An 8579-nucleotide genomic window follows, 5' to 3' on the forward strand; every position below is an offset into this window, starting at 1 on the left:
CGGGACCCGCGGGGCGCGGGGGTGAGGGCCCGGGTCAGGCCAGGTCGAGGGAGCGGGCGGCGGCCAGGGGGTCGTTGGCGATCGTCACCGGGACCGGGGCGGTGGAAATGGCCCACTCGGGATCCTTCAGGCCGTGGCCGGTGACCGTGCAGACGATCGTGGAGCCGGCCGGAACCCGGCCCGCGGCGGCCTGCTGGAGCAGGCCCGCGACGCTGGCCGCGCTGCCCAGCTCGACGAAGACCCCCACCTCGCGGGCGAGCAGCCGGTACGCCGACAAAATCTCCCGGTCGGTGACCGCGGCGATCAACCCCTGCGACGCGTCCCGGGCGTCGATCGCCTTCGTCCAGCTCGCCGGGTTGCCGATCCGGATCGCGGTGGCGATCGTGGACGGCTCGGGCACCACCTGGCCGGTCACGATCGGGGCCGCCCCGGCGGCCTGGAAGCCGTACATCTTCGGGGCCCTGCTGGCGTTGCCCGCCGCCACGTCCTCCTGGTAGCCCATCCAGTAGGCGGAGACGTTGCCGGCGTTGCCGACCGGCAGGCAGTGGATGTCGGGGGCGTCACCGAGCGCCTCGACGATCTCGAACGCGGCGGTCTTCTGCCCGTGCAGCCGGTCCGGGTTGACCGAGTTGACCAGGGCGACCGGGTAGTCCTGGGCGAGCTTCGCGGCCAGCGAGAGGCAGTCGTCGAAATTGCCCTGGACCTGCAGCAGCCGGGCGCCGTGCACCAGCGCCTGGGCCAACTTGCCCAGCGCGATCTTGCCCTGCGGCACCAGCACGGCGCAGGTGATCCCGGCGCGCGCCGCGTACGCGGCGGCGGAGGCGCTGGTGTTGCCGGTGGAGGCGCAGATGATCGCCTTGTCGCCGGCCTCGACCGCCTTGGAGACCGCGACCGTCATGCCCCGGTCCTTGAAGGAGCCCGTCGGGTTGGCCCCCTCCACCTTCAGGTGGACGTCGCAGCCGAGCCGGGCGGAGAGCACCGGGGCGGGCAGCAGCGGGGTGTTCCCCTCGTGCAGGGTGACGACCGGGGTCGCGTCGGTGACCGGCAACCGGTCCCGGTACGTCTCGATCAGACCCCGCCACATGTCGTTCTCCTCGCCTCTGCCGCCCCGCTCGGAGTCGGGGCCCCTTCCAGGGTGGCCCGCCCTGCCGGACCGCCGCACACCGCACCTACCCATAACCACCAGGCGAGACGCCGGGTCACGCCCCGCCCTCGACCCGCAGCACGCTGGCCACCGACCGGACGATTTCCAGCCCGCGCAGCTCCCGCACGGTCGCCGCGAGGGCGGCGTCCGGCGCGACGTGGGTGACGATGACCAGTTCGGCCTCGGAGCCCCGACCGGCCGGGCCGCCGCCCGCCGGCCCCTGCCGCACGGTCGCGATGGAGACCTCGTGCCGGGCGAACACCCCGGCCACCGACTCCAGCACGCCCGGCCGGTCGGCCACGTCGAGGCTGATGTGGTAGCGGGTGAGCGCCTCCCCCATCGGCCGCACCGACAGGTCGGCGTACGCGGACTCGCTGGCCGCCCGCGCCCCGGCGAGCCGGTTGCGGGCCACCGCCACCACATCGCCGAGCACGGCGCTGGCCGTCGGCGCGCCGCCCGCCCCCCGGCCGTAGAACATCAGCTGCCCGGCCGCCTCGGCCTCGACGAAGACCGCGTTGAACGCGTCGCCGACGCTGGCCAGTGGATGGGTCAGCGGGATCATCGCGGGGTGCACCCGGACGCTGACCGTCTCCCGGCCGGCGGCGTCGACCCCCCGGGCCGCGATGCAGAGCAGTTTGATCGTGCAGCCCATCGCCTTGGCGCTGGCCACGTCGGCGGCGGTCACCTCGGTGATGCCCTCGCGGTGCACGTGGGCGGCGGTGACCCGGGTGTGGAAGGCCAGCGAGGCGAGGATGGCGGCCTTCGCGGCGGCGTCGAAGCCCTCCACGTCGGCCGTCGGGTCCGCCTCGGCGTACCCCAGCTCGGTCGCCTCCTCCAGTGCCTCGGCGAAGCCGGTGCCGGTGGCGTCCATCGCGGAGAGGATGAAGTTGGTGGTGCCGTTGACGATTCCGGTGACCCGGTTGATCCGGTCCCCGTGCAGCGACTCGCGCAGCGGGCGCAGCAGCGGGATCGCCCCTGCCACGCTGGCCTCGTAGTAGAGGTCGGCCCCGCCCTCGGCGGCCGCGTCGTGCAGTGTCGCGCCGTCCTCGGCGAGCAGCGCCTTGTTGGCGGTGACCACGCTCTTGCCGGCCCGCAGCGCCTCCACCAGCCAGCTCCGGGCCGGCTCGATGCCGCCGACCACCTCGACCACCACGTCCACGTCGTCGCGCTTGATCAGCCCGAGCGGGTCGGTGGTGAACAGCGCCGGGTCGACCGGCAGGTCGCCGCGGTCCCGCCCGACCCGGCGTACGGCGATGCCGGCGATCTCCAGCGGCGCGCCGATCCGGGCGGCGAGGTCGGCCGCCTGCTCGTGCAGCAGCCGGACCACCTCACCGCCGACGGTCCCGCAACCGAGCAGCGCCAAGCGCACAGGTGACGTCATCCCACATCCAAAGCGAGCAGGTCCTCTTCGGTTTCCCGTCGAACGATCAACCGGGCCTGGCCGTCACGCACCGCGACCACCGGGGGGCGGGGCACGTGGTTGTAGTTGCTGGCCATGCTCCGGCAGTACGCACCCGTGCCGGGCACCGCGACAAGATCTCCGGGCTGCACGTCGGCGGGCAGGAATTCATCCTTCACCACGACGTCCCCGGACTCACAATGCTTTCCCACCACGCGGGCGAGCAGCGGTTTCGCCGCCGACGCCCGGCCGGCCAGGGTGGCGGAGTACGACGCGTCGTAGAGGGCGGTGCGGATGTTGTCGCTCATCCCGCCGTCCACGCTGACGTAGCACCGACGCCCGGCGGCCGTGTCACCGCTGGTGCCCAGGAGCACGGACTTGACCGTGCCGACCTCGTACAGGGTGAACACCGCGGGGCCGACGATGGCCCGGCCGGGCTCGATCGACAGGTGCGGCACGGCCAGCCGCTCGCTCTCGCACTCCGACTCCACGATCTTGCGGAGCCGTTTGGCGAGGTCCTGCGGGGTCGCCGGGTCGTCCTGGGTGGTGTACGCGATGCCGAAGCCGCCGCCGAGGTCCAGCTCGGGCAGCTCCACCCCACGCGCGTCACGGATCTGCGCCTGGAGGGCGAGCACCCGGCGGGCGGAGACCTCGAAGCCGCTGGCGTCGAAGATCTGCGAGCCGATGTGCGAGTGCAGGCCCCGCAGCTCCAGCACGCCCTCGTCGAGCACCCGGAAGGCCGCCTCGGCCGCCGCCCCGCCGGCCAGCGAGAAGCCGAACTTCTGGTCCTCGTGGGCGGTGGCGATGAACTCGTGGGTGTGCGCCTCGACGCCGACGGTTACCCGGATCAGCACCCTCGGCCGGATGCCCCGTGCGCGGGCCAGCGCGGTGAGCCGGTCGATCTCGGTGAACGAGTCGAGGATGATCCGCCCCACCCCGGCGTCGAGCGCCCGGGTCAGCTCGGCAACCGACTTGTTGTTGCCGTGGAAGCCGATCCGCTCCGCCGGCATCCCCGCCGACAGCGCCGTGGCCAGCTCACCACCGGTACAGACGTCGAGGTGCAGGCCCTCCTCGGCGATCATGCGGACCACCGCGCGACACAGGAACGCCTTGCCGGCGTAGTAGACGTCCACGCCGGCGAAGGCGGCCCGGAAGTCGCGGCAGCGCGAGCGGAGGTCGTCCTCGTCCAGCACGTACACCGGGGTGCCGAACTCGGCGGCGAGATCGCGGACCGACAGACCGGCGACGGCGAGCGCGCCGTCCGCCGCCCGCGCGACGTTGCGCGGCCACAGCTGCGGCACCAGGGCGTTGACGTCGGCGGGGGCACGCAGCCACCCCGGCCCTCGATGGCCGATGTCGCCGTGCAGGGCGCCTGCCTCGTGTGCGCGCATCAGTAACCCCCGCTTCGCGGCTGCGGGGCTCGCAAGCTCACTCCTCGCGCTCGCACCAGGCAGTCTCCGCTTCGCGACTGCGGGGCTCGCAAGCTCACTCCTCGCGCTCGCACCAGGCAGTCTCCGCTTCGCGACTGCGGGGCTCGCAAGCTCACTCCTCGCGCTCGCACCAGGCAGTCTCCGCTTCGCGACTGCGGGGCTCGCAAGCTCACTCCTCGCGCTCGCACCAGGCAGTCTCCGCTTCGCGACTGCGGGGCTCGCAAGCTCACTCCTCGCGCTCGCACCAGGCAGTCTCCGCTTCGCGACTGCGGGGCTCGCAAGCTCACTCCTCGCGCTCGCACGGGGGTCACATCCTCTCTGGGGCGGAGACGCCGAGCAGCCGCAGGCCGTTGGCGATCACCACCCGGGTCGCGTCGTTGAGCCAGAGCCGGGCCCGGTGCACGTCGGTGACTTCCTCGTCACCCTTCGGCGTGACCCGGCAGTTGTCGTAGAACCGGTGGTACGCCCCGGCCAGGTCCTCCAGGTAGCGGGCGACCCGGTGCGGCTCCCGCAGCTCGGCGGCGGTGGCGACCACGGCGGGGAACTCGGCGAGCGCCTTGAGTAGCTCGTTCTCCTTGTCGTGGTCGAGCAGCTCGGGACGGAACGCGGCGGCCTCACCCCGGGTCACCCCGATCCCCGCGGCCTGGCGGGACACCCCGGCCGTACGGGCCGCGACGTACTGCACGTAGAAGACCGGGTTGTCGTTCTTCGCGCGGGTCCACAGCTCCACGTCGATGTCGATCGGGGAGTCGGCCGAGTAGCGGGCCAGCGCGTACCGGGCGGCGTCCACGCCGATCGCGTCGACCAGGTCTTCCAGGGTGACCACGGTGCCGGCCCGCTTGCTCATCCGCACCGGGGCCCCGTCGCGGACCAGGTTCACCAGTTGGCCGATGAGGATCTCCAGGTTGCGCTCCGGGTCGTCGCCGAAGCAGGCGGCCATCGCCTTCATCCGGCCGATGTAGCCGTGGTGGTCGGCCCCCAGCATGATCACGACCCGCTCGAAGCCGCGCTCGCGCTTGTCGAGGTAGTAGGCGCAGTCCGCGGCGAAGTAGGTCCACTCACCGTTGGACTTGCGCAGCACCCGGTCCTTGTCGTCGCCGAAGTCGGTGGTACGCAGCCAGGTCGCGCCGTCGGTTTCGAAGACGTGGCCCTGCTCACGCAGCCGGCGCAGTGCGAGCTCCAGCTCACCCCGGTCGTGCAGGTCCTTCTCGTTGAAGTAGGTGTCGAACTCGACCCCGAACCCGGCCAGCGAGGACTTGATCTCGGCGAACATCAGCGCGACGCCCTCGACCCGGAAGACCTCCTGGGCCGCGGCGTCGTCCAGCTCCCGCACGTCCGGCCGGATCCGCCCGACCGCCTCGGCGATCTCGGCGATGTACGCCCCGCCGTAGCCGTCCTCGGGGGCCGGCTCGCCCTTGGCGGCGGCCAGCAGCGACCGGGCGAACCGGTCGATCTGGGAGCCGGCGTCGTTGAAGTAGTACTCCGTGCCCACCTGGGCGCCGGCGGCCCGCAGCAGCCGGCTCAGCGCGTCGCCGACGGCCGCCCAGCGGACCCCGCCGATGTGCACCGGGCCGGTCGGGTTGGCCGAGACGAACTCCAGGTTGATCTTCTGCCCGGCGAGCCGGTCGCTGCGGCCGTACCCCTCGCCGGCCTCCACGATCACCCGGCCGAGCTGGCCGGCGGCGGCCGCGTCGAGCCGGATGTTCAGGAAGCCGGGGCCGGCGATCTCGACCGACTTCACCCCGGCGGCCCGGCCGAGCTGCTCGGCCAGCGCGGCGGCCAGCTCCCGCGGCGGCACGCCCACCTTCTTGCTGAGCTGCAGCGCGAGCGTCGAGGCGTAGTCTCCGTGCTCGGGGTTGCGCGGTCGCTCGACGGCCGTCGTCGCCGGGAGCACGGCAGGATCCAGCCCTCGCTCGGTGAAGACGGCGTGGGCTGCGGTCAGGACGACCTCGGCGAGTTCTGCAGGAGTCACCGAACCATGCTAGCGGGGGTAGACTCGGGCACCGCGGCGGCGACCCAGCATCTGAACCCGGCCCGCCAGATCCCCTGACCGACCGACCTGACGAGGCACGATGAGCATCAGCACCCCGGGCGGCCCGCAGCGCCGCCCGACCGTGGTCAGCACCGGCAAGAAGCCGGCGGCGGGCCGGCCCGCGGCAGGCGCCAAGCCCGGGGCGGGCAAGTCGAGCACCCCCCGGCAGGGCTCGGGCGGCAAAGGCCCCCGCAAACCCGTGACGCCGGTGAAGGTGAGCCAGGGCCGCGCCTGGGGCCCGATCGCCCTCTTCGTCGCCGTCGGCGTGCTGGCCGCCGGAATCATCGGCTACGGCGCGTGGGCCGTGTTCCAGGGCTCCAAGCCGTGGGAGAAGCGCGCCGCCGAGATCGACGGCATCGCCGACTACCGGGCGAAGGACGAGAAGCTGGTCCAGGGCGGCCAGCACCAGGCCGGCCCCATCAAGTACGACATCAACCCGCCGGTGGCCGGCCCGCACAACGGCGCCTGGCAGAACTGCATGGGTGACGTCTACGACGCCCCGATCGCCAGCGAGCACGCGGTGCACAGCCTGGAGCACGGCGCGGTCTGGGTCACCTACCGTCCCGACCTGCCGGCCGACCAGGTGGCGAAGCTGCGGGCCCGGGTCCAGGGCGTGGAGAAGACGATGCTCAGCCCGTTCGAGGGGCTGGACAAGCCGATCTCGCTGCAGGCCTGGGGATACCAGCTCAAGGTCGACAACGCCGACGACCCCCGGATCGACGAGTTCATCAAGACGCTACGGGTGAACGCCTCCATCGAGGGGCCGACGGCGCTCTGCAACCAGGGCATCACGGCCACCGGCACCACCCCGCGCGACGCCGGCGCCACGTCGCAGGGGTGACCGCCGATGACCGCACCCACGACGACGGACAGCGACGTTGAGCAGACCCCGGTGACCGAGGCCGGTGACCGGCAGCCCGCGCGCCGCTTCGGCATCCTGGCGGTGGCAGCCGCCGTCGTGGTCGGTCTCCTCCTCGGGTACGCGGGCGGCCTGCTGACTCCCACGCTCACCCGCCCGGGCGACACCTCCGCCGAGGCCGGCTTCGCCCGGGACATGACCACCCACCACACGCAGGCGGTGGAGATGGGGCTGATCGCCTTCCAGCGGGGCGGCGACCCCGAGGTGCGTCAGATCGGCGCCGACATCGCCAGCGGCCAGCAGGGTGAGATCGGCACCATGCAGACCTGGCTGCGCTCCTGGGGGCTGGATCCGACCGGCTCCGAGCCGCCGATGGCCTGGATGCCGGACGGCCGGGCCAGCGTGCGGAACGGGCTGATGCCGGGCATGGCCACTCCGCAGGAGATGGCGAAGCTGCGCGCCGCCGAGGGCCGGGAGCTGGACGTGCTCTTCCTCCAGCTCATGATCAATCACCACCTGGGTGGGATCCACATGATCCAGGGCGTCCTCGACGCCGGCGGCGACGACGACGTGCTCAGGGTCGCCCGGACGATGAAGAACACCCAGCAGACGGATCTGGTCAACCTGCAGAACGCCCTCAAGCGCCTGGGCGGCTGACCGACATCCCGGCCGCGTCGAGGCCCGCGTACCGCTTCGGCGGCACGCGGGCCTTCCGCGTCGACTCTCGGCGAGGACGGCCGGCGGCTGCCGCGGCGGCGCGAGCCAGCAGTCCATGGTCTTCGATCACGGAGGAAGGGCCAGTCAGCCGTCTTTAGCCCGATTTAGCGGCTTATACACCATCTGCTGCGAAATGCAGGTTGAGAGACTTTTCTACCCACATATCGTGACCAGGAGTGATTCGGGCTCGTTGCGCAGGACGTGGGGGTTGCACTGAGAGACGCGCGGCGTTCGGTCACCAGCTGGTGCCGACGCCACACCATCGGCGGTGACGGAGCGGTGGCAGCCGTCCGTCGCGGACACCGGCAGGGCGAGCCCGGAACGCTCAGCCGCGAACAGGAACTCGAACTGATCGACGTCCTGCGTGGCGTCCACCCCGACGAGTTCGGGCTGGACGAGGAGCTGTGGACGAGACAGAGCCTCACCGCACTGATCCATCGCCGGTTCGAGCTGGCGATGGATCACGGCACGGTCGGCGCGTACCTGCGGGCCTGGGGCCTGGGCCCACGGGAGCCGCGCGAGCGGGCCTGCGGGCTCTGCGTGGGCGCGGTCGAGCGCTGGGTACGCAGCGACTACCCGGCAATCACCCGGGCCGCTCAGGAGCACGCCGCCGAGGTCTACTGGATCGGCCGGGTGCGCCTGCGCGGCACCATGCCGGCTGCGGACGTGATCTCCGCGGTGTCGTCCCGGGGCCGGGTGCGTTTCGTGGTGACCACGCCGAGCGTGGACCCGCCGCTCCCCCGCGAGTTCGTGCTGCGCCTCAGCGGCGCCCAGGAGCGGACGGTGCACCTGATCGTCGACGGCTCGTGGCCGAAGTGCGAGTGGCCGCGCCGCCTGCCGCGCCGCATCGTCCTGCACCCGCTCCCCAGCTGCGGCCGCACCCTCCTGGCCGCCTGATCCCCCATTCCCAGCGCCCCCCACGAAGCCCGTTGATCATGAGCTTGACGGTGCCCCCGAAGACCCATTCGTCGCAACCCCATGATCAAACAGGTAGGGGG

General features: G+C 72.4%; 7 protein-coding genes. 3 read left to right on the forward strand and 4 right to left on the reverse strand.

The genetic code is table 11. The features are described 5' to 3' along the window. Positions 1–34: 34 nt before the first annotated feature. The 4 genes from thrC to argS all read right to left on the reverse strand — a co-directional run bounded on the left by thrC (position 35) and on the right by argS (position 5945). Entirely contained in the window at positions 35–1084 is a 1050-nt protein-coding gene (thrC, locus tag E1193_RS27805) for a threonine synthase (protein WP_132186139.1), read from the reverse strand. Positions 1085–1199: 115 nt separating this feature from the next. Continuing rightward, on the reverse strand, positions 1200–2513 hold the full coding sequence (locus E1193_RS27810; RefSeq protein ID WP_207922892.1) for a homoserine dehydrogenase: 1314 nt from the start codon (positions 2511–2513) through the stop codon (positions 1200–1202). Positions 2514–2521: 8 nt separating this feature from the next. After that, the gene (lysA, locus tag E1193_RS27815) at positions 2522–3934 is read right to left on the reverse strand and encodes a diaminopimelate decarboxylase (RefSeq protein ID WP_132186141.1); all 1413 of its coding nucleotides are present in this window, start codon (positions 3932–3934) and stop codon (positions 2522–2524) included. 346 nt (positions 3935–4280) lie between these two features. Beyond that, positions 4281–5945 carry an arginine--tRNA ligase gene (gene argS / locus E1193_RS27820; protein WP_132186142.1) on the reverse strand — a complete coding sequence of 555 codons (1665 nt, stop codon included), beginning with the start codon at positions 5943–5945 and terminating at the stop codon, positions 4281–4283. A gap of 100 nt (positions 5946–6045) precedes the next feature. On the opposite strand from argS, the gene E1193_RS27825 reads away from it, so the two are divergent. The 3 genes from E1193_RS27825 (at position 6046) to E1193_RS27835 (ending at position 8478) form a co-directional block, all read left to right on the forward strand. Beyond that, positions 6046–6846 (forward strand): DUF3105 domain-containing protein, encoded by an 801-nt coding sequence (locus E1193_RS27825; RefSeq protein ID WP_132186143.1) that lies wholly within the window; start codon positions 6046–6048, stop codon positions 6844–6846. A 6-nt stretch (positions 6847–6852) separates the two neighbouring features. After that, positions 6853–7521 carry a DUF305 domain-containing protein gene (locus E1193_RS27830; protein WP_132186144.1) on the forward strand — a complete coding sequence of 223 codons (669 nt, stop codon included), beginning with the start codon at positions 6853–6855 and terminating at the stop codon, positions 7519–7521. A 261-nt stretch (positions 7522–7782) separates the two neighbouring features. Continuing rightward, entirely contained in the window at positions 7783–8478 is a 696-nt protein-coding gene (locus E1193_RS27835) for a winged helix-turn-helix domain-containing protein (RefSeq protein ID WP_132186145.1), read from the forward strand. The last annotated feature ends 101 nt before the right edge of the window (positions 8479–8579 follow it).

The sequence above is a fragment of the Micromonospora sp. KC606 genome (assembly GCF_004348675.1).
Lineage (GTDB): Bacteria > Actinomycetota > Actinomycetes > Mycobacteriales > Micromonosporaceae > Micromonospora.

Bases quoted from the DNA above. Each gene is read 5' to 3' on its own strand.
- thrC (WP_132186139.1), bottom strand. From the start codon at position 1,084: ATGTGGCGGGGTCTGATCGAGACGTACCGGGACCGGTTGCCGGTCACC.
- lysA (WP_132186141.1), bottom strand. From the start codon at position 3,934: ATGCGCGCACACGAGGCAGGCGCCCTGCACGGCGACATCGGCCATCGA.
- E1193_RS27830 (WP_132186144.1), top strand. From the start codon at position 6,853: ATGACCGCACCCACGACGACGGACAGCGACGTTGAGCAGACCCCGGTG.
- E1193_RS27825 (WP_132186143.1), top strand. From the start codon at position 6,046: ATGAGCATCAGCACCCCGGGCGGCCCGCAGCGCCGCCCGACCGTGGTC.